General features: G+C 35.3%; 23 protein-coding genes and 2 pseudogenes. 22 read left to right on the forward strand and 3 right to left on the reverse strand.

The window, feature by feature from the left end; translation table 11 throughout:
* The 13 genes and pseudogenes from JFU20_RS27085 (at nucleotide 1) to JFU20_RS27150 (ending at nucleotide 12,169) form a co-directional block, all read left to right on the forward strand.
* On the forward strand, nucleotides 1-1,185 hold the full coding sequence (locus tag JFU20_RS27085; RefSeq protein ID WP_002165506.1) for an ABC transporter permease: 1,185 nt from the start codon (nucleotides 1-3) through the stop codon (nucleotides 1,183-1,185).
* A gap of 185 nt (nucleotides 1,186-1,370) precedes the next feature.
* Complete coding sequence (locus JFU20_RS27090) at nucleotides 1,371-2,738, forward strand: FtsX-like permease family protein (protein WP_078206970.1); 1,368 nt, start codon at nucleotides 1,371-1,373, stop codon at nucleotides 2,736-2,738.
* A gap of 222 nt (nucleotides 2,739-2,960) precedes the next feature.
* Nucleotides 2,961-3,395 (forward strand): ferritin-like domain-containing protein, encoded by a 435-nt coding sequence (locus JFU20_RS27095; protein ID WP_002013647.1) that lies wholly within the window; start codon nucleotides 2,961-2,963, stop codon nucleotides 3,393-3,395.
* A gap of 215 nt (nucleotides 3,396-3,610) precedes the next feature.
* Nucleotides 3,611-4,078, forward strand: coding sequence for a DUF2691 family protein (locus JFU20_RS27100; protein ID WP_002013648.1), 468 nt, complete (start codon nucleotides 3,611-3,613; stop codon nucleotides 4,076-4,078).
* Between the two features lie 23 nt (nucleotides 4,079-4,101).
* Nucleotides 4,102-4,604, forward strand: a pseudogene (locus tag JFU20_RS27105) (GNAT family N-acetyltransferase).
* A complete protein-coding gene (locus JFU20_RS27110; protein ID WP_201039115.1) occupies nucleotides 4,605-5,483 on the forward strand; it encodes an aminoglycoside phosphotransferase family protein in 879 nt (292 codons plus the stop codon).
* A 126-nt stretch (nucleotides 5,484-5,609) separates the two neighbouring features.
* On the forward strand, nucleotides 5,610-6,938 hold the full coding sequence (locus JFU20_RS27115; protein WP_002013652.1) for a YjiH family protein: 1,329 nt from the start codon (nucleotides 5,610-5,612) through the stop codon (nucleotides 6,936-6,938).
* Between the two features lie 864 nt (nucleotides 6,939-7,802).
* Nucleotides 7,803-8,147 (forward strand): ArsR/SmtB family transcription factor, encoded by a 345-nt coding sequence (locus tag JFU20_RS27125; RefSeq protein ID WP_002137101.1) that lies wholly within the window; start codon nucleotides 7,803-7,805, stop codon nucleotides 8,145-8,147.
* 29 nt (nucleotides 8,148-8,176) lie between these two features.
* On the forward strand, nucleotides 8,177-8,692 hold the full coding sequence (locus JFU20_RS27130) for an SRPBCC domain-containing protein (RefSeq protein WP_002013656.1): 516 nt from the start codon (nucleotides 8,177-8,179) through the stop codon (nucleotides 8,690-8,692).
* Nucleotides 8,693-8,782: 90 nt separating this feature from the next.
* A complete protein-coding gene (locus JFU20_RS27135) occupies nucleotides 8,783-9,163 on the forward strand; it encodes a VOC family protein (RefSeq protein ID WP_002013657.1) in 381 nt (126 codons plus the stop codon).
* A 160-nt stretch (nucleotides 9,164-9,323) separates the two neighbouring features.
* On the forward strand, nucleotides 9,324-9,911 hold the full coding sequence (locus tag JFU20_RS27140; RefSeq protein ID WP_002165509.1) for a GNAT family N-acetyltransferase: 588 nt from the start codon (nucleotides 9,324-9,326) through the stop codon (nucleotides 9,909-9,911).
* Nucleotides 9,912-10,233: 322 nt separating this feature from the next.
* On the forward strand, nucleotides 10,234-10,866 hold the full coding sequence (locus JFU20_RS27145; RefSeq protein WP_002033016.1) for a YdcF family protein: 633 nt from the start codon (nucleotides 10,234-10,236) through the stop codon (nucleotides 10,864-10,866).
* A 154-nt stretch (nucleotides 10,867-11,020) separates the two neighbouring features.
* Nucleotides 11,021-12,169, forward strand: a complete 1,149-nt coding sequence (locus JFU20_RS27150) for an acyl-CoA dehydrogenase family protein (protein WP_002013661.1) — start codon at nucleotides 11,021-11,023, stop codon at nucleotides 12,167-12,169.
* Nucleotides 12,170-12,351: 182 nt separating this feature from the next.
* Here the strand turns inward: JFU20_RS27150 and JFU20_RS30615 are convergent.
* Nucleotides 12,352-12,863, reverse strand: a pseudogene (locus tag JFU20_RS30615) (hypothetical protein).
* Between the two features lie 148 nt (nucleotides 12,864-13,011).
* Here JFU20_RS30615 and JFU20_RS27160 point away from each other — a divergent pair.
* Together JFU20_RS27160 and lepB are read left to right on the forward strand one after the other, a co-directional pair.
* Entirely contained in the window at nucleotides 13,012-13,689 is a 678-nt protein-coding gene (locus JFU20_RS27160; RefSeq protein WP_002013663.1) for a copper homeostasis protein CutC, read from the forward strand.
* Nucleotides 13,690-13,712: 23 nt separating this feature from the next.
* Nucleotides 13,713-14,264 carry a signal peptidase I gene (lepB, locus tag JFU20_RS27165; RefSeq protein WP_002013664.1) on the forward strand — a complete coding sequence of 184 codons (552 nt, stop codon included), beginning with the start codon at nucleotides 13,713-13,715 and terminating at the stop codon, nucleotides 14,262-14,264.
* Nucleotides 14,265-14,323: 59 nt separating this feature from the next.
* Here the strand turns inward: lepB and JFU20_RS27170 are convergent.
* Nucleotides 14,324-15,654, reverse strand: a protein-coding gene (locus JFU20_RS27170) for an IS3 family transposase (protein ID WP_201038429.1) whose coding sequence is annotated in 2 segments (ribosomal slippage) — nucleotides 14,324-15,270 and nucleotides 15,270-15,654 — 1,332 coding nt in all. Because the reading frame shifts where the segments join, the coding sequence is not laid out codon by codon here.
* A 230-nt stretch (nucleotides 15,655-15,884) separates the two neighbouring features.
* On the opposite strand from JFU20_RS27170, the gene JFU20_RS27175 reads away from it, so the two are divergent.
* Genes JFU20_RS27175 through pcp form a run of 7 tightly spaced genes read left to right on the forward strand, consistent with a single transcriptional unit; the run spans nucleotide 15,885 to nucleotide 21,495 of the window.
* Nucleotides 15,885-16,637, forward strand: coding sequence for an IclR family transcriptional regulator (locus JFU20_RS27175; RefSeq protein WP_016101114.1), 753 nt, complete (start codon nucleotides 15,885-15,887; stop codon nucleotides 16,635-16,637).
* 14 nt (nucleotides 16,638-16,651) lie between these two features.
* A complete protein-coding gene (pxpB, locus tag JFU20_RS27180; protein ID WP_002013667.1) occupies nucleotides 16,652-17,365 on the forward strand; it encodes a 5-oxoprolinase subunit PxpB in 714 nt (237 codons plus the stop codon).
* Nucleotides 17,356-18,345, forward strand: coding sequence for a 5-oxoprolinase subunit C family protein (locus JFU20_RS27185; protein ID WP_033715827.1), 990 nt, complete (start codon nucleotides 17,356-17,358; stop codon nucleotides 18,343-18,345). Before pxpB ends, JFU20_RS27185 begins: the two co-directional genes overlap by 10 nt.
* An 18-nt stretch (nucleotides 18,346-18,363) precedes the next feature.
* The gene (gene pxpA / locus JFU20_RS27190) at nucleotides 18,364-19,137 is read left to right on the forward strand and encodes a 5-oxoprolinase subunit PxpA (RefSeq protein WP_002013670.1); all 774 of its coding nucleotides are present in this window, start codon (nucleotides 18,364-18,366) and stop codon (nucleotides 19,135-19,137) included.
* Nucleotides 19,138-19,171: 34 nt separating this feature from the next.
* Nucleotides 19,172-19,867 (forward strand): DUF969 domain-containing protein, encoded by a 696-nt coding sequence (locus JFU20_RS27195; RefSeq protein ID WP_002127994.1) that lies wholly within the window; start codon nucleotides 19,172-19,174, stop codon nucleotides 19,865-19,867.
* Nucleotide 19,868: 1 nt separating this feature from the next.
* Complete coding sequence (locus JFU20_RS27200) at nucleotides 19,869-20,831, forward strand: DUF979 domain-containing protein (protein WP_002165514.1); 963 nt, start codon at nucleotides 19,869-19,871, stop codon at nucleotides 20,829-20,831.
* A 16-nt stretch (nucleotides 20,832-20,847) separates the two neighbouring features.
* Complete coding sequence (gene pcp / locus JFU20_RS27205; protein WP_201039116.1) at nucleotides 20,848-21,495, forward strand: pyroglutamyl-peptidase I; 648 nt, start codon at nucleotides 20,848-20,850, stop codon at nucleotides 21,493-21,495.
* A gap of 501 nt (nucleotides 21,496-21,996) precedes the next feature.
* Here the strand turns inward: pcp and JFU20_RS27210 are convergent.
* On the reverse strand, nucleotides 21,997-23,352 hold the full coding sequence (locus JFU20_RS27210) for an RNA-guided endonuclease TnpB family protein (RefSeq protein ID WP_033715828.1): 1,356 nt from the start codon (nucleotides 23,350-23,352) through the stop codon (nucleotides 21,997-21,999).
* Between the last annotated feature and the right edge of the window lie 289 nt (nucleotides 23,353-23,641).

A 23,641-nucleotide genomic window follows, 5' to 3' on the forward strand; every position in this document is an offset into this window, starting at 1 on the left:
TTGAATACGAATGAAAATATACGCATGGCCATATCTTCTATTTTTGCGCATAAAATGCGATCTATATTAACAATGCTAGGCATTATTATTGGAATCAGTGCAATTATTACAATTATTTCAATGGGAGATGGACAGACTGCAAAGATGCAAAAGGAACTTGCAGAGAATCAGCATATGGATGAACTTAAAATAGAATACTTCAACCCGGATTCTCCGACAGAAAAAGCAAAAATTACACCACATATGGTAAAGCAATTGCAAGTGATACGAGGTGTAAAAGATGTGTATCCCAATGTGCATATGGACGTAAAAGTATATACGGGATCAAAAAATGTTTCCTTTAGTTTAAATGGGGGAACAGGAAACTTTATGCAGGACTCTAAAATGAAAATGGTACATGGGCGAGAGTTAACACCGGATGAACTAAAAAAGCCAATTCCTGTTGTAATTGTAGCTGAAGATTTATTTAAAACACTATTTGATAATTGGAAAGATGATTTGTATATAGATATAAAAGGAAAACCATATAAGGTTGTTGGGGTGTACAAATATGAAGACGGTTTTCAACGTCAATTTAAATTGTATGAAGGATATACATCTATCGACAATGCACCTTTAATTGCAGGGATTGAGGAATACGATACAGTGAAAATTAAGTTAACTTCTCCAAGTGAGCGAGAGGCTGTAGAAAAACAAGCTATATCTGTATTGGATGAATTGAAATCCCCAGAATTTGAGCATTCTTTTACAGTCGAGGATACGAAAGCATATGGTCAAAAAATAGAAGAGTCAACACGAACGATGAAAATAGTATTTGCTAGTATTGCTGGAATTTCCTTAATCGTAGGTGGTATTGGTGTGATGAATATCATGCTTGTATCCGTTACAGAGCGTACACGTGAAATAGGTATTCGAAAAGCGCTCGGTGCAACGAGAGGAAAAATATTAACACAATTTCTCATCGAAGCATGTATTTTAACGTCATTAGGCGGGGCGATTGGTTTTGGATTAGGTATGTTTTTTGCTTGGATCGCTTCGTCAATAGGTGAATGGCCACTAGTTATTTCTGTAAGTCTTGGATTACTCTCAGTTGGAATATCGATGTCAATTGGTATTGTCTTTGGCATACTGCCGGCTAATAAAGCGGCTAAATTGGATCCGATTGAGTGTCTGCGGTATGAATAAGTGAACAGGGTAATTTTTTAGTAAGGTGTTTTCAAAAAAGAGTAAATACTCCTGCGAGTATTCACTCTTTTTTTCAACAAATCATTGATGTAATGTCTTCCATTTCTGGAGGGATGGCTGGTGACCTTATCTAGCATTGCCCTTTGTAATATTTTGCATCAATCATTTCCTGGAGGTTAAGATAAATGAATTTATTTAATATAGTTCAACGTAACATACGGCGTAATTTTAAAGAGTATATACTCTATTTTGTATCGTTAGCTTCAAGTATGCTTATCTATTTTATATTTGCATCACTTCGATATAGTACTCAAATAAAAAAAGAAATGGTTAATAATGTGATGATTAATAGTGTTCTTCAATCTTCAAAAGTGATTCTCATTATTTTTATAGCTATATTTATTATTTATTCTACTAATTTTTTTATAAGGAAACGAAAAAAAGAGGTAGGATTATATTCTTTACTAGGAATAACTAAAAAACAAATTGGTACGATGTTATTTTGTGAGACTATGATAATGGGAGGCGTTGCTTTAGTAGTTGGCATACTGATTGGCAGTATGAGTTTTAAGTTATTTTTAGAACTGCTAATGAGTTTAATGAAATTAAATGTACCTATTCATTTCGAGTTATCTATAAAAGCGATAATAGACACGTTCATCGTCTTTTTATCTATTTTATTATATACAGCATGGAAAAACTCTCGCATTATTTATAAATTTCCATTGATTGAAATGTTTCAAGCTAATCATCAAGGAGAACGGATGCCAAAAGGTTCTGTACCTAGGGCGTATATAGGTCTTATTTTAATGGGATTAGGATATATACTAGCAGGCTTCTTCCGTGAAGTAGTAAATATTGTGCGGAATCCCATTGATCCTATGAACCCTATTATAAATCCTATAATGATTCCAGTTTTTATTTTGTTTTTAGTTGTTTTTGGGACATATTTTCTATTCACTTCTTATACAGTTATTGTTTTAAAGAAAATTAGAAGTAAAAGAGAAATATTTTATAGCGGTATAAATATAATAAACATTTCGCAATTACTATACCGAGTAAAAGGAAACGCTAAGTTACTTGCAATAATTGCTATATTAAGCGCTACAGCTTTAACTGCAATTAGTACAGTAGCAGCAGGGTATTATGTAGGGCAATCTGAAACAAATGGAGATTTTATGCAACTGTATGGAGTTGCGTTATTTATTGGAAGTTTTTTAGGGGTTATATTTGTATTGGCGACAGGTTCAATTATATATTATAAACAATTATCTGAAGCGTATGCTAATCAGAGATATTATGAAACTCTTCGTAAAATAGGTGTTACGAAAAAAGAGGTAAGAAAGTCAATTTCGAAGCAAGTTAGCTTTAGTTTTATTTCACCTCTAATAGTCGGACTTGTTCATAGCTTATTTGCGATACCAATAATAAACAACATGCCTATATATAACATCATTATTCCTATTTTAATTAGTAGTGGTGCATATTGTATAATTTATGTTGGATATTATGTGTTAACTATTTATTCGTATTTTAAAATTGTGTATAAATAAAATGGAATGATACGTGTAATAGATAAAAAACGGTTCACTAATAGTGAACCGTTTTTTTTTGTGAACTCATTATTACTCTATAAGAAAATAAAGCAGTGATAGATAGGTTCTTCAATATTTTAAAGGTAATCGAAGAGTTTGGATTTGCGGTTCTTTTTTGTATACATGCTCCTACTATTTCAAAATGCATAAAATGTTATGTGAAATAACGGAGGGGATACGATGTATAATTCGAATTATGATAATTGGTATAGACAGAATGATAAGCTAATTAGTGATATTGAAAAAGCTATAAACGGAGAGTATAGCGCTATAAGCTGCTATGCAAAATTAGCTAACATGGCTCCAAATCAAGTAGAACAAAAACAAATTCTTGAAATTCGTAATGATGAAATAAGGCATTTTCATCATTTTGTACAAATCTATACGAATTTAACTGGCAGACAGCCGAAACCACAGATTACGGAAAATTGCCCTAATACGTACTTACAGGGATTAGAGTTCGCTATACAAGATGAGCAAAAGACCGTAGATTTTTACTTGGAAATTTCAGATGAAGCAGCAGATGCATCTATGAAAGAGTTATTGCGCAGAATAGCTGCAGATGAACAAAATCATGCGGTGTGGTTTTTATATTATTTTGTGAAGTCGAAGTGAGTGTTCAAAATGAATGGCTGATGTGTTGAACATATTAGAAATTATTTTAAAACGCGGTGCAACAATTGAATAAGATATGTAAATGTAAGCAGAAGGAAACCGTTTCACTAGTAGTGGAGCGGTTTTTTATGATGTGCATAGGTATCGACAAAATATAGTAATTAAATTTGATATATAATGTATGAAACAAAAATAAATAAGCTAGGAGCAGACATATGAAAAGAGGGATTACAGTAGATATTCTAGATGGATATGATAATTTACTTTGGAAAGTGTTAAAGCCAATTGATATTACTGCATTTGATTGGCAAGTCATGGGAAGGGAGGAAGCTTATACAATAATAGGGAATGAATTAGGTCCAGAATTATTTTCAGAAGATAACGAGATCATGGAAGGATCAGAATTAAAAAAGCTAATAAAAGATAACATATATTATCTTTTATTTGTAGACTTAAAAGCATATCCAAAAGGGAAAGTACTAGGAGAAATTGAAACATATGAAGAATTTAAGAAGAGTAAGTGTGAAGTAGTCGTATTAGTAGCGGATGGTGATTACATACAAATTTATGCAAAAAACCAAGAAGAGATTGAAATGATATATGAAAACGCACTGAATCAAGGATTTTATGTAGAATATATTACAGATGAAAATGATGGAAGGACTCGTATGTCAGTATGGTAGCAATTTGAAAGGGGAACGGCAATATGGAGAGAAATATAAGTAAAGAATATACAATTCGAATTGCTACTGAAGATCAAAGTGATAGTATTATCATTTTATTAAAAGAAGTAGCACAATGGCTACAATATAAAGAAGTGGATCAGTGGCAGTATCTTTTAGGAGAGGAAGCTACGGCTGAAATACTAGAATGTATAAGAGAGAAATATACATATGTTGTTATGAAAGAAGATGAAATAGTTGGTACGGTTACAGCTTCTCCTAAACAAAATGAATGGGATGAACATATTTTTGGTAAAGAGGAAGCTTCTGATTCATTATATATTCATAGATTTGCGGTGAAACGGAAGTATAAGGGGAATGGATTTTGCATAGGATAGAAGAGAATGTGCAAAGTGATAAAGAGTATTTGAAGTTAGATTGTGTTGGGCATAACCAAACGTTGAATGGTTTTTATAAGCGATGTGGTTTTGAATATATCGGTAGTACGGATGGATTTAGTAAGTTTCAAAAGAAAAGGAGAAAGTGAATGAATCCAATTAACGTAAGTTTAGTTAAGAAGTTAATACAAGAACAGTTTCCTCAATGGGCATATTTAGAAGTGAAACCTGTAAAGTTTAGCGGTCATGATAATAGAACGTTTCACCTAGGGGACGAGATGAGTGTCAGATTACCAAGTGATGTAGCATATGCACCGCAAGTAGAGAAAGAAAACACTTGGTTACCTATATTAAGTAAGGGACTTTCTTTACAAATTTCTGCACCAATTGCGAAAGGGAATCCGACTGAAGAGTATCCGTGGCCTTGGTCTATTAATAAGTGGATCGAGGGAGAGACAGTCACGAAAGAAAATGTTCGTGACTTAGATGAATTTGCGGCGGACTTAGGCTCATTTTTAATAGAGTTACAATCAATTGATGCGAGTAACGGGCCATTAGCTGGAGCGCATAATTTTTACCGAGGCGGACTTATATCTGTATACGATGAAGAAGCGAGAGTGGCCATTGAAAATAATAAGGATGTTTTTGATGAGACATTGTTAAAGCATCTTTGGGATTTAGCACTTAGGTCAACATGGGATCGCAAACCAGTTTGGGTTCATGGAGATGTAGCGCCAGGGAACTTACTTGTTAAAGAAGAAAAACTTTGTGCCGTAATTGATTTTGGTATTTTAGGAGTAGGAGATCCGGCTTGTGATGCAGCGATGGCATGGACATTTTTTGATAAGAATAGTAGAAACGTATTTAAAGAAGTATTGCGCATAGATGAAGGAACGTGGAATAGAGCGAGAGGATGGGCACTTTGGAAGACGTTAATTACATATGATGCGAATAAGACTAGTAATAAGATAGTGGCAGAAGAATCTTATCGTGTAATTCAAGTAATTGTGGATGATTATAAGAGGTAATAGAAAAAGCTTATTTTGATTGTATATTTCAAAATAGGCTTTTTTTGCATGATTAAATATTCAGAATTAAAAGAAGGAATCCGACGTTATTATACAGAATATTTAGATAATAGGAGGTGTCTAATTTTGAATGAAATTGAATTAAAAAGTAATGTAATTAAGACAGGGCGAGAGAAGGGGATTATACTTCGGTTTATACTTGCTAGTCTAGTTGGTGTGTTTATGTTTTTTGTTCCTGTTACGATAAACGGTGCTTCGTCTATTATGATTGATCATATCGTATCGTGGATAAGAGCTACGGTTCCTTCGGTAGTACCTTATTATGCACTGCTTGTTATGGTAATTGGTGCGATTTATCCATTTTATACGAAGAAGTGGAATGCATCTATCGTAGACATTTGTTTTTCTATTTTAAAAGTAGTAGGTGTTGTTTTTGGCATATTATATTGTTTGAAAGTAGGACCAGCTTGGTTCTTTGCGCCAGATGTTGGACCGTTTTTGTATGAGAAGTTAGTTATATCAGTAAGTTTACTCGTTCCAATCGGCTCGGCTTTTTTAGCGTTATTAGTCGGATACGGATTGCTTGAGTTTATCGGCACGTTTTGTCGTCCGATTATGAGACCGTTATGGAAAACACCTGGGCGCTCAGCAATTGATGCGGTAGCTTCCTTTGTAGGAAGCTATTCGTTAGCCTTATTAATTACTAACCGCGTTTATAAAGAAGGAAAGTATACGACGAAAGAAGCAGCAATTATCGCTACAGGTTTTTCTACAGTATCCGCAACATTTATGATCATCATCGCAAAAACATTAGATATTATGCATTTATGGAATGTTTATTTTTGGACTACACTTGTTGTAACATTCATCGTGACCGCTATCACCGTAAGAATCCCACCTCTTAGTAGAAAACCAGATACATATATTACGAAAGAAGGTTTCCCAGAGCCAGTTTATAAAGAAAAAATGTTAGAGCGAGCTTGGGAAGATGCGTTAGAAGTATCAAAATCTGCGCCGAGTATTATGAAAAATATCGCAGTAAATTTGAAAGACGGTTTTATAATGACGATGGGCATTTTGCCATCGATTATGTCAGTAGGATTAATTGGTATCGTCTTGGCGAAGTTTACGCCAATATTTAATTGGATTAGTTATATTTTCTATCCATTTACATGGTTACTGCAGCTTCCTGAAGCGGAACTAGCTGCTAAAGCAGCATCAGTTGGTATTGCAGAAATGTTTTTACCATCATTGTTAGTTGTAAGTGCACCACTCGTGACAAAGTTTGTGATTGCGGTTGTTTCAGTGTCATCTATATTGTTTTTCTCCGCATCAATCCCTTGTATATTATCAACAGATATTCCGTTAAAAGTATCTGAACTTATTATTTTATATGTGCAAAGAACGATTTTAACGTTGCTTATTATTACGCCGATTGCTTATTTGTTGCTTTAAAAATGTAGCCTTAAGTTTCTGAAGTTATGCCATTTTCCGATTATTCAAATCAGAAAATGGGATAACTTTAATTATGTTCTATAGTAACTCCAGCTGTTTTTTTCATAAATAACGTATGAGCTAAGTAAATAATCATACCAATACTTGTGATTAAAACTCCTGCGAGTAGAAAAACTTTATCCATAGGGCTAAAAGTGAACCTAATGTAGGTGAAATAACCATAGCGCCGTGGACCATTGTATTTGCGGTACTAATTACTTTTTCCATTAATCTTGCAGGGGTTTAGATTTGAAGTAAGTAACTATAGCATACAGAGATAGAAGCGATAAATATACCAATAAAAACCCAAATGATTACCATAAAAATAAATTGCTCGATATAAAGCCGAACCGTTTAAGATATTCATTTTGTTTATTGTATTTCCCTATTTTCCAATGGTTATAGCTCCGACTAAAGGGCCTAACCCAATGATACTTATAAAGATTCCAAACAAACTAGCACGTATACCCATATTTTTTGCCAATAAAACGCCTAAACAATCAAATAAAAAGGTGACAAAAAATACTGTAGCGTTAAATAGTATTAAAAGTGTTAAAGCTTTCTTGGACCAGATAAAAACAAAGTCTTCGCGAAAATCGTTCCACAACCCGCTGACTAAAGCATCACTTTATCGTAAAGCATAGGTTTGTGAAATGTTTTTAATCCATTCTTATTATTAAGTAACGATGTGGTATCAATTTAGTTTTTGAATATTCCTTGACAGGAATATTCCTGTTTGGTTATAATCAATTCAACAGAAAGATAATATTAGTGATGATATTGATGTGTTACAACCGGAGACCATCACTTTATGAGGTGAGTGATATGTCGGGAAAAATTCCGGGCGTGAATATGACGACGTTGAGCGCTTTATCTGAACCGAATCGTATGAACATTGTTGAACTCTTGCGTGACGGTCCCTTAACCGTTGGGGAAATTGCCGATCATCTAGGATTAAGGCAACCACAAACTTCGAAACACCTAAAAGTGTTAAGCGATACAGGGATTGTGGAAGTGCAGGCTGAAGCTAATCGCCGGATTTACAAGCTCCGACCTGAGCCTTTCCAAGCACTTGATTGTTGGGTGCAGTCATTTAAGCGTGTGATGGAAGAGAGATTCGATAATTTAGATGAGTATTTGAAGGAATTGCAAAACAAGGAAAAGTCATAAAATCAGTTCATATTTAAGGAGGAATTAAAATGTCAAATAATACAATGGTATCGAGAGTAGAGAACGATCGGGTATTAGTACTGGAGCGCGTTTTCGATGCGCCGCGCGATTTAGTATTCAGTATGTTTAAAGAACCAGAGCATTTGAAACATTGGTGGGGACCAAGAGGTTGGGAAATTCCAGCATGCACTGTCGACTTCCGTCCGGGAGGCGTTTGGCACTACTGTATGAAGTGTGTCAATCAGAACTTGGAGCAATTTTTTGGTATGGAATCATGGGGAAAAGCAGTCTATAAAGAGATTATTGAGCCAGAGAAAATCGTCTACACTGATTACTTTTCAGATGCTGAAGGCAATGTAAATGATTCTATGCCGTCAACCGAGATGACATTGGAATTCATCGATTTAGGTGGAAAGACAAAGCTAATAAACCGTGCTGAATATGTTTCCGAAGAAGCCCTTAAGACCGTTATGGACATGGGCATGCTACAAGGTATCACCGAAACTTGGGATCGTTTGAATGAGCGATTGGAGTCGCTGAAATAGATTTTTGCACCGCAACTTTATTTTCGGTGATAATTAGGTATAAGTGTATGGAGTTTAATAAAAATTGTTTATAAAGGAGCGTTAAAATAAATGATTAATAATGTTGGTCAAATCATGTTGTATGTGAATAACCAAGATGAAGTGAAGGAGTTTTGGACAGAGAAAGTAGGGTTTAGTGTCATTTCAGAGGAAGATAACGGTCAAGGAATGCGATGGATTGAAATTGCTCCAACTAAAGAAGCTGAAACAAGTATTATTCTCCATAATAAGGAGCTAATTGCTAAAATGCAGCCGGAGTTAAATCTTGGCACACCTTCTTTAATGTTCTTCTCAAAAGAATTCGATCGTTTATATAGTGATTTAGTAAACAAAAATGTTACAGTCGGAGAAATTGTAAATATGCCTTCAGGTAGAATATTTAATTTTGCAGATAGCGAAAATAATTATTTTGCAGTAATGGAAAAGAAGTAAATTTCAATTCAATTTATGAGTGCGATGCTTGAATAAAAGGCATCGCACTTTTTATTTTAAAGATATATTTTATTCCTTGATATAAAAATAATTTTACGTTCTTATATAACAATATAACGGTAATGGAGTGTGATATAGTTACAACAAAGGGGGCTTACAAATGGAAATTATTCACGAAAGAGCAAAGTTACGGTTAATGGATAGCAATGATGTCGAAAAAATGTTTTCAATCGTGGAAGGAAATCGAGATATTTGGGCGTATTTAATCTCTAAAATGGATACTGTTCAAGATATGCAGCAATATGTTCAAAAGGCGATAAAAGCTTATGGGGCAGGGAAGGATTTGCCATTTGTTGTTATTGATCAAAAGACGAATGAGATAGTAGGGAGTACACGCTTATATAACATTTCAGTTGAAGATAAGACAGTGGAATTAGGGCAAACGTGGTATGACCCGAGTGTGCAACGTACGAGTATGAATACAGAATGTAAGTATATGTTATTACAATATGCTTTTGAAAAATTGTATATGCGGAGAGTACAAATAAAGACGGATGCACGAAATGAAAAAGCACAAAGAGCAATTGAAAGACTGGGCGCAGTAAAAGAAGGTGTACTTAGAAACGAAAGAAAATTACCGAGTGGACATGTTAGAGATGCAGTTGTATACAGTGTAATTGCAAATGAATGGCCAGCTGTAAAGGAAAGGTTATTAGAAAAATTAGAGTCATATAAAGAAAAACGATAATTCATATTAAGAAAGGTGTATTGATCGTCAAGATGAAAAATATACCTTTTTTCTTACAAAACAGTTACTTCTTTTGTTTCATCATTCCATTATGATAAAAAATTCGTTACAATGTAGTTGTATGGTAATAAACTTATAAATTACACAAATGTAATGAAAACCGCAAACGAAAAATGAATTGATAATCCTCAATTTTAAATGAAAACCCTTTAATGCATATATATGATAAGAAAAATTCCTTCTTTTAAACAAATTCAAACAAAATGATTTGATATATACGTTTTTATATAGAAGTATGGATGATGTACGGAGGCAGTTATAAATGAAAGAAAATAAGAAAAGTAAGAAAAGAAGAATCTTGCAAGTATTCTTGCTTATGATTTGTTCTATTATTTTATATGTAAGTTATGCAGCTTACGATATTTGGAGTTATCGCTTTAAAACAGATGATGGTGTGAAGACAGATGCTGGTATCGTGCTGGGAGCAGCTTCATGGAACGGAAAACCATCTCCTGTATTTAAAGAAAGAATTAATCATGCAATTTCCTTATATAAGAACGGTAATATTAAAAAGATTATTTTCACAGGTGGTACAAAGTTTGAGGCAGAGCTTGAGGAAGCGCGTACTGCTAGAGTGTATGCACTGAAACATGGTGTGAAAGAAGAGGATATTCTAATTGAAACAAAATCCCTTTTCACAGAGGACAATTTAAAGAATGCAAAGCAAGTTGGAATAGAGAACGGAATACGCACATATACGATTGTGAGTGATCCACTTCATATGAAACGTGCAATGAAAATTGCAAAACATATTAAAATTGAAGCGTATGCATCACCAACTCCAACGTCAGCGTATAAAACGTTAGATACAGAAATCCCTTTCTTTTTTAAAGAATTATGCTCGTATATTGGATATGTAACCTCTTTGCCATTAAAGGCATTGAAAGGGGATTAATATAAGAAAAGAACCTATCTTTTTTATAGGAACTTTTCTTATTGTTCAAAAGCATTGTATTTTTATCGGAATAGTGAAACAATAGAGAAGTAACTTCATATAATCAAAATGACAAAATGAACGGTTTATGAATCGAACATAAAGGAGATTATGTATGGCACTCTCATTTGTTGAAACAGAAGAACAATCTTTAGTTATTGAACAAATAAATAAATTGATTCCGAAGTTCATGGAAAGGGAGCATCAACTAAGTGAATTAGGATCATTTCCGTATGAAAATATTAATAATTTGAAAGATATCGGATATACGAAATTAACGTTGCCAAAAGAATTGGGAGGCAATGCGATTTCTTTATATGACTTCGTTTTATTTCAAGAGAAAATAGCAGAAGGCTGCGGTGCTACCGCATTATCAATTGGATGGCACCTTGGCATTGTAAAGGAATTAGCTGAAAATCGCTCTTGGAATGAGGAAATGTTCACTTGGTTTTGTGAAGAAGTACGTAATGGTACGCTTTTTAATCGAGCAGCGACAGAGCCGAATACAGGTAGTCCTACGCGCGGCGGGAAACCAGAGACATTAGCTGTAAAAAAAGGTGAGAAGTGGATTATAAATGGAAGAAAAACGTTTACGACAATGGCACCAGTACTTGATTATTTTATCATTTCAGCAAGTATTGAAGGCCAGGAAGATATCGGAGAGTTTGTCATTCCAAAGAATACGCAAGGCGTGACAATTGAAGAAACGTGGGATAGCATCGCAATGCGAGGAACTGCGAGCCATGATCTCGTTTTACAAAATGTAGAGATACCAGATCGCTTTTTCACTGATATAAAGGGTTCAAAAGTTAAAGCTAAGGGTATTGGCTGGTTGCTACATATACCAGCATGTTATTTAGGAATTGCACAATCAGCAAGAAATTATGCAGTTCAGTTTGCGGGATCATACAAGCCAAATAGTTTAAATCATTCTATAAGTTTATTACCGAATGTTAGAAGGTTAGTTGGAGAATTAGAACTTGAGCTTATGCAAGCTCGTGTCTTTTTATATCAAATTGCGAAAAAATACGATGAGGCAGAAGATAAATTATCATTGCAAGCTGAACTAGCAGCTGCAAAATATGTTGTAACGAACGCGGCAATATCTATTGTAGATAAAGCAATGCGCATCGTAGGCGCGAAAAGTTTATCAGAAAAAAATCCGCTTCATCGTTATTACTTAAACGTCAGAGCAGGACTACACAATCCGCCGATGGATGATGCAACACTATCTATGCTGGCGGATGCGGCGTTTCGGTCGTAATGAAGAAATATAAAATCTATTCCGTTCTGGAACAGATTTTTCGTTGTCGGTGAATCAGTATTCTATGTTGAATCAATGATATAATTCCATGTATTATGTCATTGTTAAAAGAATAGGGAATTCTCGTTTTACAAATTAAAAAGGCTATCCTTCTGGTAAGAGGATAGCCTTTTTAATTTGTTCTATTGTGGCTGCACTTCAAGATTCATACTACTTTCAGAACCGTCTTGATTATGTGCAAATAACGAATAATCACCTGGTAAAGGATTGGCGATGAGTGAACGTAAAGGAAAGGATTCACTTTCATTTGGCTGTAACGTGTGTTTGACTAAACGATCTTCTTTGAATTTAATTGAATAGGTAAAACTGTTTGTACTAGTATTTTTAATTGTAATATGTAAGTCACCTTGGCCGCTAAAGTCAAAGCCTGTACCAGTATCGCCTCTGAATACAGTTGAGTTGTTAAATGAAGATGAACGAAATGTTTGGATTTCTTCTTTATTGCTTGATGAAAGGGTAATCGTTTCTGTTTCTATACTTGAAGTTGAGGAATCTAGTTTTGTATTTTGTTTTGTTAATAAAGTAATCGCGCAAAGTGATGCAATTACAATAAATGAACTAGAGATAACGAACCGTTTTTTTTTGTAAGAAGTATATATTTCTCTCCTTTTATAAGAATATAAGAATGTATAATTTTAAGAAAAACATAACATATATGATATTTATTATCAATTCAATAAATCTTTCTTTTCATTCTTCTTTTTATAGTTTTATAGTGGAATGCTATGTTTCTTATTTCACCTACTGTATAATAAGAAAAAAGTACGAAAAGAGGTTATCTCATGCTAGAGGTTATTGCAACTTGTTTAGAAGATGTGAAGCGAATTGAAAAGGCTGGTGGAAATCGAATTGAACTCATTTCATCATATACGGAAGGTGGTTTAACACCGAGCTATGCTTTTATAAAAAAAGCAGTAGATGCAGTGCAAATACCAGTTCATGTTATGATTCGTCCGCATGCGAAGTCTTTTACATATACGGAAGAAGAAATTGAAATGATGAAAGAAGATATTGTAGTTGCTCAAAATCTTGGAGCTGCTGGTGTTGTATTAGGTGTGTTAAATGAACAAAATGAAGTTGATGAAGAGAAATTAGTAGATTTATTATCTGTTGTAGATGGAATAAATGTAACGTATCACCGTGCGATAGATGATACAGAAAATCCAGTAGAAGCGATGAAAGTTTTGAAGAAATTCAATAAAGTTACTCACGTGTTAACTTCAGGCGGACAAGGAAATGTAGTAGATAATATTCCGGTGCTTCGAGAGATGCAGAAGGAAAGTGAAGGGAATATACAGCTTGTTGTCGGAAGTGGAGTAACGAAAGAGAATGTAAAGCAATTGCTAGAAGAAACTGGAATTTCTCAAGCTCATGTCGGTACAGCGGTAAGAGAAGGGAAATCATGTTTTTCTGAAATTGATCCTAATTTAGTACAAGAATTAGTTCAAATAATAAAATAAACACTTAAGAAAGAGGAGAAACGATGAAGGAAAATACGAAGAAAGAATTATTCTCATGGGCTAAAACGATAGGATTTACCCTTGTATTAATCGCTATTATTCGCGGTGTTTTATTTACACCTTCATTAGTACAAGGGGAATCGATGATGCCCACTTTAGAAAATAACGAACGAGTTCTCGTGAATAAGATTGGTTATAGTATAAGTGGATTAGACCGTTTTGACGTTATCGTCTTCCACGGAAAAGAAGGGTACGATTTAGTAAAACGAGTAATTGGTTTACCGGGTGATACAGTTGAGTATAAAGATGATGTTTTATATGTAAACGGAAAAGCGATGGAAGAACCGTATTTAAAAGAATTTAAAGAAAAGGCGTCTGGTCGTGTATTAACTCCTGATTTTACGTTAGAACAAATCACAGGGAAAACGAAAGTGCCAGAAGGCCAAGTGTTTGTTTTAGGAGATAATCGTGAAGTTTCTAAAGACGGTCGTATGTTTGGATTTATTTCAGAAGATGAAATTGTCGGAAAAGGACAAGCTGTTTTCTGGCCGTTGAAACAAGTGAGAGCGTTATAAAGCAAAAAGTATGGGAGAAATATAATCTGTACCCTTTGTAAAGGACATTTTGAAAAAAGTTAGGCAACATCAAGAAGATGATTTCTGTATCCAACAGGAGTCATCTTTTTTAAATTCCATTGATATCTATAGTGATTATAGTACGTCATATATTTCTTAATCTCTTGTTTCAACTCAGTAAAAGACTCGCAAGGTTTTATATGTGCTTCATCTTTCAGATGACCAAAAAATGATTCTTGTGGAGCGTTATCCCAACAGTTCCCTCTTCTTGACATAGATTGTCCGAGCTTTAGCTTTTTGACTAATTTTTGGTAGGTAGGGCTTGTGTAGTGGGCTCCTTGATCTGAATGAATATATGCACCTTCAGTCAATCGAATCCTCTTATTCCGTTTTAGTTTATGAAGAGTTGTTATTACGAGGTCTAATGTCATCTGTTCTGAAACATGGTAAGCTAAAATTTCATTGGTTGAGCCGTCTAAAATTGTAGATAAATAAGCTCTTTTATTCTTACCGTAAACTAAATAAGTGATATCTGTAAGAAGCGTTTTTCCTGGGGTGTTTTGTTTAAATTCTCGATTTAATTGATTCGGCACTACTCGATGTTCTTTTGAAGCTTTCAGCATTCTTTTATAAGGATTTGCTTTCCGAATCGGACAGACAATCTCATATTTTTTCATGATTCTACGGATACGCTTTAAATTGTAGACAACTTGAAAATGACCCACCAATGTCATTTTTATTTGACGAGCCCCTTTCTTTCGATTTCTAAATCGAAGTGCTTTTAATATGATTTCTTTCACGATTTCATCTTGATTGTTCTTTTGTTTCCGTTGTTCTTGAGATGAAATGGAAAAATAATTATAGTATCCCGAACGGGATACACCAGCTACTTTACACAAATAACTCACCATATTTCTTAAGTTATATTTTATGATGACAGAACGAATCAGGATATATTTCTGACTAGGTGATAAAGTTATTTCCTTCTCATCCTCCCTTCCATAAGTTTGATCTTTTTTAACAATTCATTTTCTGCCTTTAGTAAGTTCCGTTCGGCTTCTAAACGAGCATACTTCTCTTCTAACGTAAGCTCTCTCTCAAGAGTTCTTCCCGCGTTTTGGCGTGTATCTCGCAAACCAAATACACCATTTTTTCTGTAAGCAGCACGCCATCTACTTCCTGATGACATAATTCGTTTCATTCCAATCATATCTATATCAAAACCACATTCTTCAAAAATATTTCGAGGTAGTTTTCCTTTCTCATTTTCCTCAATAAAAATACGCTTAAATTCATCTGTATAAGTGATACCTTTCTGACTTACAGATTTTATGTAGGGGTTATTTGATAGAATTTGAATGTCTCTTTCTGTAAATAGCTTTTTTGTCATTTTGAACTTTCTCCGATCCCAATTTTCTCTCATTATACAAGAAATACCCTATAGAATAGACTTTTTTTTCAGTGTCTATTCTATAGGGTACATTTTAATATTCTTCCATACTTTTTTTGTTTGTAAAAAAATATTGATAGAATTGAAAGAATATTTTATAATTTTAAATTATATGTTTGTTTCGAAAAACGGAATTGAAGTTCCGAAATTCGGAACGAGAAGGAGATAGGATGAGTATAAATAAAACGGCAGTTAAGACAATGGATATTTTAGAGTTGTTTTATGAGCATGAGGAGCTAAGTTTAACAGAGATGGTTCAGCTTACGAATATGCCGAAAACATCTGTTTATCGTTTAATTGGTTCGTTAGAAGAAATGGACTTTTTACAAAAAACAGAAAAGGGCAAGTATCGTCTCGGAGTCGTTTTTTTACGATTTGGTCAACTTGTTTCACAAAGGTTATCCGTAAGAAATATTGCGATTCCTTATATGAAAGAGCTTAGGGATAGTTTAGGGCAGGCAGTAAATTTAATTATTCAAGATGGTAATGACGCAATTTATGTTGAGAAGATGGAGGGAGTTCAGCCGGTACGCGTTTATACAGCGGTTGGAAGAAGGGCACCACTGTATGCGGGTGCATGTCCGAGAATTTTACTATCTTATTTTTCTGAGGAAGAGAAAAGAAAGTACGTAGAGGAAACGGATTTAAAGCAGTTTGCAGATGGAACGATCGTGAATAAGGAGCATTTGTTAGAAGTATTACATATGGCGAAAAAAGAAGGGTACACAATTAGTTATTCTGAACTAGAAAATCATACAGCGGCTATAGCAGCACCAATTTTTGCAAGTGATGGAACGGTTGTAGCCGGCATTAGTATTTCGGGATTAGCAATTGAGTATAGCGAAAGTAACATTTCATATTTTACTGCGAAAGTGAAAGAAACAGCATACCGCATTTCGAAAGAACTCGGCTTTTTGGCATAGAAAGAGGGAGTGGGATGAAATTTTCTGCGTTAGGGGATCAAGCAATTATTGTTACATTTGGTGAAGAAATTGGGATGGATATATATGAAAAAGTACAACGGTTATTTCAAGCGCTAAGGCGGCATCCATTTGCAGGAATGGTTGAATGCGTTCCGTCGTTTACTTCATTAGCGGTGTACTATAATTTGTATGAAGTATGGAAGCGAAATGAGAGAAGTGAAAGACCATATGATCACGTTTGCCAGTATATAAAGGAGCTGTGTGATTCATATAAAGAAGAAGTGAACCGAGATGTGAAACATATTTCTATACCAGTGTGTTACGGGGGAGAGTATGGACCTGATTTAGAAGAGGTTGCGCATTATCAAGGTTTACAAGTAGAGGATGTTATTCGAATACATAGTGAAACAACATATTTCGTGTATATGTTAGGCTTTACGCCTGGCTTCCCTTATTTAGGGGGATTATCAAAAGAACTAGAAACACCTAGAAAAGAAACACCACGGTTACAAATCGCTCCTGGTTCAGTAGGTATTGGCGGAAATCAAACAGGTATTTATCCGCTAGAAACACCAGGAGGCTGGAATATTATCGGCCGAACACCTATTTCTCTATTTAATCCAAAAGAAGAAACACCAACATATATTCAAAGTGGTATGTATTTACGATTTATACCAATAACAAAGGAAGAGTACGTATCGCTTGAGGGGGCTAAAGAATGGATGTAGAGGTTTTGCATGCAGGAATGTTTACAACAGTCCAAGATTTAGGGCGATTTCATTATCAACAATACGGTGTACCTGTTGGCGGTGCTATGGATAAAAATGCGCTCAGGATGATTAATATGTTAGTAGGCAATGAGGAGAATGAAGCTGGACTCGAAATTACAATAATGGGACCTAAATTGTTAATAAAGAAAACGACATTGCTTGCGATTGGCGGTGCGGATATGGAACCGTTATTAAATGGAGAACGCATTCCATTATGGCGCCCTATATTAGCTGAAGAAGGAAGCATGCTTTGCCTCGGAAAAGCGAAAAGCGGTTGCAGAGCATATGTGACTTTTGCGGGCGGTATAAATATTGATCATACGATGGGAAGTAAAAGTACTTACATACGTGCTGCTCTTGGCGGTATTGAAGGGAGAATGCTGAAAAAAGGAGATTATTTTCAAATTGGTACAGGGGCAGAAGTTGCAAGTCGTTTCATTCAAAATTTACAAGAAGAAAAGCGTATAAAAACGAAGTGGGCAATTTGTAACAATGCTTTACCAAAATATAAGAAGCATCCTATTCTTCGCGTCATAACAGACTTTGAATATGATCAATTTACAGAAGAAAGTATAAAGTCGTTTTTTTCGAAAGAATATAAAGTATCCAATTATGCTGATCGCATGGGATATAGGCTTGACGGAGAGGTTTTAAATAGAGTTGAAGAGATAGAAATTTTATCGAGCCCCGTTACATTTGGAACAATTCAAGTACCGAATGGTGGACAACCTATTATATTAATGGCGGATAGACAAACGACAGGTGGTTATCCGAGAATTGGAAATGTAGTTTCAGTAGATTTACCTCTTCTAGCGCAGCTGAAACCAGGAGATTATGTAACTTTTGAAAAAATAACTATGGAAGAAGCTGCACAATTATATATAAAGCAGGAAACAAGTATGAGTCTATTAAAGAAATTCATCGCTTTACGAAGCTGAGATTAGGAGGAAAACATCGTGACTACAATCGATTTAAACTGTGATTTAGGAGAAAGTTTTGGAGCTTATAAAATGGGGAATGATGATGAAATTCTTCCGTTCGTTTCCTCTATAAACGTTGCTTGTGGTTTTCATGCGGGTGATCCGTCCGTTATGAGGCAAACGGTTGAAAAAGCCCTGCAGAAAAACGTAGCAATAGGGGCACACCCTGGATTTCCTGATTTAATTGGATTTGGAAGAAGGAACATGCATGTTTCAGCAAGTGAAGTATACGATTATGTTTTATATCAAATTGGCGCATTAGACGGATTTGTTAAAGCTGCCGGAGCGAAAATGCAACATGTAAAACCGCACGGTGCCTTATATAATATGGCGGCAACTGATTCGGAAATTGCGGATGCAATCGCAAAGGCAATTTATCATATTAATCCTGGATTATTACTTTACGGATTAGCGAATAGTGAGGCATTTATAAAGGCAACAGAAAAATATAATATAACTCTCGTACAAGAAGCTTTTGCTGATCGCACGTATAAGCAGGATGGAACTTTAACGAGCCGTACAGAAGAAAATGCTCTTATAAAAAATGAAGATGAAGCAATAAAACAAGTACTTCAAATGGTGAAAGAAGGGTATGTAGAATCGGTTAATGGGGGGAAAGTAGCAGTTCAAGCGCAAACGATATGTTTACACGGGGACGGAGAGAAAGCAGTCCAATTTGCGGGAAAAATATACAGAACATTCGAACTTAATGGTATTTCTATATGCGCACCAAATAAAGTGAAACTTTAATTAGCGGGATTAAAAATGAGAGGAAGTGTTAAAATTGGTGAAATTAATTGGGATTTTACTTGTTGCGGTTGGGTTTTTATTTAGGCTAAATACACTGTTAGTAGTTATGGTTGCGGGTATTGTTACTGGTATGGTTTCAGGCTTAAGTTTTTATGATGTGATTAGCATGTTCGGTAAATTTTTCATAGAAAACAGATATATGTCTATGCCAATCATATTAACTTTACCGGTAATCGGAATTTTAGAGCGTTATGGTTTAAAAGAAAGAGCAGAAGCACTTATAACGAAATCAAAAGGCGCAACAACTGGAAGAGTATTAATGTCATATTTTACGATAAGAGAATCATCAGCAGCACTTGGACTAAATATTGGTGGGCATGCGCAAACAGTAAGACCGCTTGTTGCGCCAATGGCAGAAGGGGCTGCGCAAGGTAAATATGGTAAACTCCCTGAAAAATTGAGAGAAAAGATTAAAGCAAATGCAGCAGCTGCGGAAAACACAGCTTGGTTTTTCGGAGAAGATATTTTCATCGCAACTGGAGCCATTTTATTAATGAAAGGGTTCTTCGATTCAGTAGGTATGCATGTCGGTGTATGGGATATGGCGCTTTGGGGCATTCCAACTGCGATATCGGCACTTATTGTGAGCTGGATTAGGTTTAGAAGGTTTGATAAGTATATAGAGAAAACAATGAAGGCAGAAGAAAACCAAGAGAAGGAGGCTATATAAGATGAACATCATAACAATGGATACAATTTATTATGTATTAGGTATCATCGTTGCATTTATCGCTGTTCGTATTGCATTTGATCGTGAACATCCAAACCGATTCGGTTCTAGCTTATTTTGGGCATTGTTTGCAGTTACGTTTATATTCGGAAATGTAATCCCTTCATTTTACGTTGGTTGTATTGTGCTCGCTATGGTCGTGTTAGCTTCATTGAATAAAGTAACAAAATCCGAGGAAAAAGAAGTGCCAGTACAAGAACGTGTGAAACATGCTGAGAAATTAAAAAATAAAATTTTTATGCCTGCAATATTAATACCTATTTTTACAATTATCGGAACGTTAACGTTAGGAAAAATCAAATGGGGGAATGTCGCACTTGTTGATCCTGATAAAGTAACATTAGTTGCATTAGCGTTAGGGGCATTACTCGCATTCGTTGCGGCGATGCGTATTACAAAAGCGAAAATAACAACGCCTGTTCAAGAAGGAAGTAGGTTACTACAGGCTGTCGGGTGGGCAGTTATTTTACCACAAATGTTAGCAGCACTTGGCGGTATTTTCGCGAAGTCTGGCGTTGGTCAAGTTGTTTCAGATTTAGTCGGACAAGTGTTACCGACAGAGTATCCATTCGTTGCTGTTATGGCGTATTGTTTAGGAATGATGCTATTTACAGTCGTAATGGGGAATGCATTCGCAGCGTTTGCAGTAATCACTGGCGGAATCGGCTTACCTCTAATTGTACAAATGCACGGAGGGAATCCAGCTATTATGGCAGCACTCGGTATGTTTGCTGGATATTGCGGAACGCTGCTTACTCCAATGGCAGCAAACTTTAATATCGTACCTGCGATGCTTTTAGAATTGAAAGATAAAAATGCAGTCATTAAAGCACAAGTACCAATTGCTCTTTCAATTTTTATCATAAATATGTTTATAATGTACGGCCTTGTATATCGTTTCTAATTAGGAGAGTGAAACTATGAAAACAGTATTATTAACAGGATTTGATCCGTTCGGGGGAGAAAGTATCAATCCAGCTTGGGAAGTCGCAAAAAGTTTGCATGAAAAAACAATCGGAGAGTACAAGATTATTAGTAAACAAGTTCCAACCGTATTTCATAAATCGATACAAGTATTAAAAGCGTATATAGAAGAACTGACTCCTGAAATGATTATATGTATTGGACAAGCTGGGGGCAGACCAGATATTACGATAGAGCGTATAGCAATTAATATTGATGATGCAAGAATTGCTGATAATGAAGGAACTCAGCCGGTGGATATGCCGGTTGTAGAAGAAGGACCTAATGCGTATTGGTCTACACTTCCGATGAAAGCAATCGTGAAAAAACTTCGCGAAGAAGGTATACCTTCATCAGTTTCACAAACTGCAGGTACATTCGTTTGTAATCATTTATTCTATGGTCTCATGCACGAACTAGAAAAACATGATAAGAAAATAAAAGGCGGATTTGTTCATATTCCGTTCTTACCAGAGCAAGCGAGCAATTATCCAGGTCAACCGAGTATGTCACTTTCTACGATTAGTAAAGGTATAGAATTGGCAATTGAGGTAGCGACGGAAGTGGAAGTAGATATTGTAGCGTGCGGCGGTGCGACGCATTAAGTAAAAAGCATGTTAATTAAAGAGGGCTGATGCAGCCCTCTTTGTGTGTTTGTATTTTGTAATTGAAGATGCAGTATAGAATATAAAGGGAAAGGTTGCAATGGGAGTATTCTAACAAATATGGAATTGTTCCAAATAAAAGGCAACTTTTTAAATAGTTTCTTAATGATGTAGAATTTTCGTCTATATGAATGGATAAAAAGTTAAGTTCTGGTCAACTACCCCCACTGAGATAAAGCATTTCAGTGGGGGCTTGAGTTAGAATGCTAGGTCTTTTCGTCTATCGCTAGACAGTTTGACGCTCTAGAATTCATGCCACCTTATAGTAACACCCCAAGTATGTTTTTGGTTGGTACTGGCAACAAACTATTGTTTTCCCACTTGCACCACCCTTTCGAAAAAGAGCAATTCTTCTTTATAGAAGAAGCCACCACTCAGATGAATCCGGCGTGTGCTACAAGCCCCGACAAGTCGAGTACACATGGATCGTTGACGCACCCACTAAGCTATGCGCGAAGCAACAGCCTTACGTTTTTGCACTTCTAATAGAATCGGCGTTTTCACTTTAAGATTGTCATCCAATTCTATAACTCTTGATTTTCCCAATGTATTCAATGCACCATTAATATCAGCATGAATACATGTTCCTGATTTACTTTGATACATTCCACGAGTGATTCGTTTGCCACTAAAGAGATAATGCGTCCTATCACCCTTAGACCAAACTGGAACCCTATCTTTATCAAGAAAACTAGCTTTTGAAGTATAGCTTTCTTCTTGCTTTAAAAATCGGATGCCTTCTTTTACACATTTATTCTCAATTGCTGCAATCAGTTTATGAAATGGGATTTGAACAAATATTTGATTATTCTTTTTTCCCATATCAGATTTTTGTTTCCAACCAGCGTTATACCCTACGACAAACGTATCTATGCTACATGCTTTCACTTTTTTGAACAACAGGCCTACAGTTTGTGCAATGTAACCATTTATTTGTCTTTCCCGTTTATGCCAAAGTGCGGCCATTTGATTCGTTACAACTCGTTTTGAAAGTCCATTTTCCACATTTTTCATTTGGAGATTACGTATCATTTTGTTGAAGTACTGGTTAATGGATTTTAATTTTTTCCCATCAATTAAAAATGCATCACCTGTATTTGTTACGCAACTTACTAATCTATCTACACCTAAATCGCAACTCAAAGCGTTACTTGTAGTCGTGGATGGTTTCTTCATTTGAGAAACGTGCATTTCATATGTGTAATGCACCTCAAAGAACCGACCTTTTTGCTTCGGTACAATCTCAATGTAGGAGATTTTTGTATTTCTTACATTTTTAGGCATGCGTATTTTAATGGAACCGTATTTTTTTCTGAATGCAACATTCATCGGAATCATCCAATACCCGTTATCATCCACTTTTGGAACTTGATAGATTTCAATAATTCGTTTATCAGTTGAACGAGAATAATTCGGGAACTTAGGCCGACCTGTGAACTTCCCAGGATTTTTCTTCCACTGTTCCATTGCTTTAAAAAAACTCTTCACTTCTGTAAATAAGGCTCTACGAATCGCTTGAACAGAGTTTGATTGAATGCCCGAGTAATTCATATCGGCTTGCATGGCAGTATCCACTTCTTTTACAGTAGCCATTTTATTATGGTTCAAATAACTTTGTTTAATCGTGTACAATCCAACATTTCGCAATGCTTTTGAACTATGTGACATGCGTTGCAGTAAGCGGAATTCTTTAGTTGTGAGACAAGCTCGTCCGAGATTCTGTTTCTGCGTGAATCGTTGTATGTTTTCTCTTTTCTTTTGTTTACGTAACACTTTCACTGCTTTCTTTTTAGCCATTTTTTTCACCACCTTTCTTAGAAAGTTCATTACTTTTGACAAATCAATATTTGGAACGAAACGGAACAAAATGTGAACACGGCCTTCATCGTAATTCCTTTTGATTCAAGTAACCAAATGATTATTATTATCCAATTTCGTTGTCTTACGATATATTCCCTCCTTATCTAAGGGCAGATTATATCGTAAGACAAAAAGAAACAAATATTCGCCCCGGGAAAATTGCTATGAACGAAACAAAAGTGTTTGGTCTATTGACTGACGGCAATTCATCTCCACCTGAATTGTT

This window comes from Bacillus sp. TH30, from assembly GCF_016650875.1.
Classification (GTDB): Bacteria; Bacillota; Bacilli; order Bacillales; family Bacillaceae_G; genus Bacillus_A; species Bacillus_A mycoides.

Coding starts and splice junctions, on each gene's coding strand:
- JFU20_RS27090 (WP_078206970.1), top strand. CDS start 1,371: ATGAATTTATTTAATATAGTTCAACGTAACATACGGCGTAATTTTAAA.
- JFU20_RS27095 (WP_002013647.1), top strand. CDS start 2,961: ATGTATAATTCGAATTATGATAATTGGTATAGACAGAATGATAAGCTA.
- JFU20_RS27100 (WP_002013648.1), top strand. CDS start 3,611: ATGAAAAGAGGGATTACAGTAGATATTCTAGATGGATATGATAATTTA.
- JFU20_RS27110 (WP_201039115.1), top strand. CDS start 4,605: ATGAATCCAATTAACGTAAGTTTAGTTAAGAAGTTAATACAAGAACAG.
- JFU20_RS27125 (WP_002137101.1), top strand. CDS start 7,803: ATGTCGGGAAAAATTCCGGGCGTGAATATGACGACGTTGAGCGCTTTA.
- JFU20_RS27130 (WP_002013656.1), top strand. CDS start 8,177: ATGTCAAATAATACAATGGTATCGAGAGTAGAGAACGATCGGGTATTA.
- JFU20_RS27135 (WP_002013657.1), top strand. CDS start 8,783: ATGATTAATAATGTTGGTCAAATCATGTTGTATGTGAATAACCAAGAT.
- JFU20_RS27140 (WP_002165509.1), top strand. CDS start 9,324: ATGGAAATTATTCACGAAAGAGCAAAGTTACGGTTAATGGATAGCAAT.
- JFU20_RS27145 (WP_002033016.1), top strand. CDS start 10,234: ATGAAAGAAAATAAGAAAAGTAAGAAAAGAAGAATCTTGCAAGTATTC.
- JFU20_RS27150 (WP_002013661.1), top strand. CDS start 11,021: ATGGCACTCTCATTTGTTGAAACAGAAGAACAATCTTTAGTTATTGAA.
- JFU20_RS27160 (WP_002013663.1), top strand. CDS start 13,012: ATGCTAGAGGTTATTGCAACTTGTTTAGAAGATGTGAAGCGAATTGAA.
- lepB (WP_002013664.1), top strand. CDS start 13,713: ATGAAGGAAAATACGAAGAAAGAATTATTCTCATGGGCTAAAACGATA.
- JFU20_RS27175 (WP_016101114.1), top strand. CDS start 15,885: ATGAGTATAAATAAAACGGCAGTTAAGACAATGGATATTTTAGAGTTG.
- pxpB (WP_002013667.1), top strand. CDS start 16,652: ATGAAATTTTCTGCGTTAGGGGATCAAGCAATTATTGTTACATTTGGT.
- JFU20_RS27185 (WP_033715827.1), top strand. CDS start 17,356: ATGGATGTAGAGGTTTTGCATGCAGGAATGTTTACAACAGTCCAAGAT.
- JFU20_RS27200 (WP_002165514.1), top strand. CDS start 19,869: ATGAACATCATAACAATGGATACAATTTATTATGTATTAGGTATCATC.
- pcp (WP_201039116.1), top strand. CDS start 20,848: ATGAAAACAGTATTATTAACAGGATTTGATCCGTTCGGGGGAGAAAGT.
- JFU20_RS27210 (WP_033715828.1), bottom strand. CDS start 23,352: ATGGCTAAAAAGAAAGCAGTGAAAGTGTTACGTAAACAAAAGAAAAGA.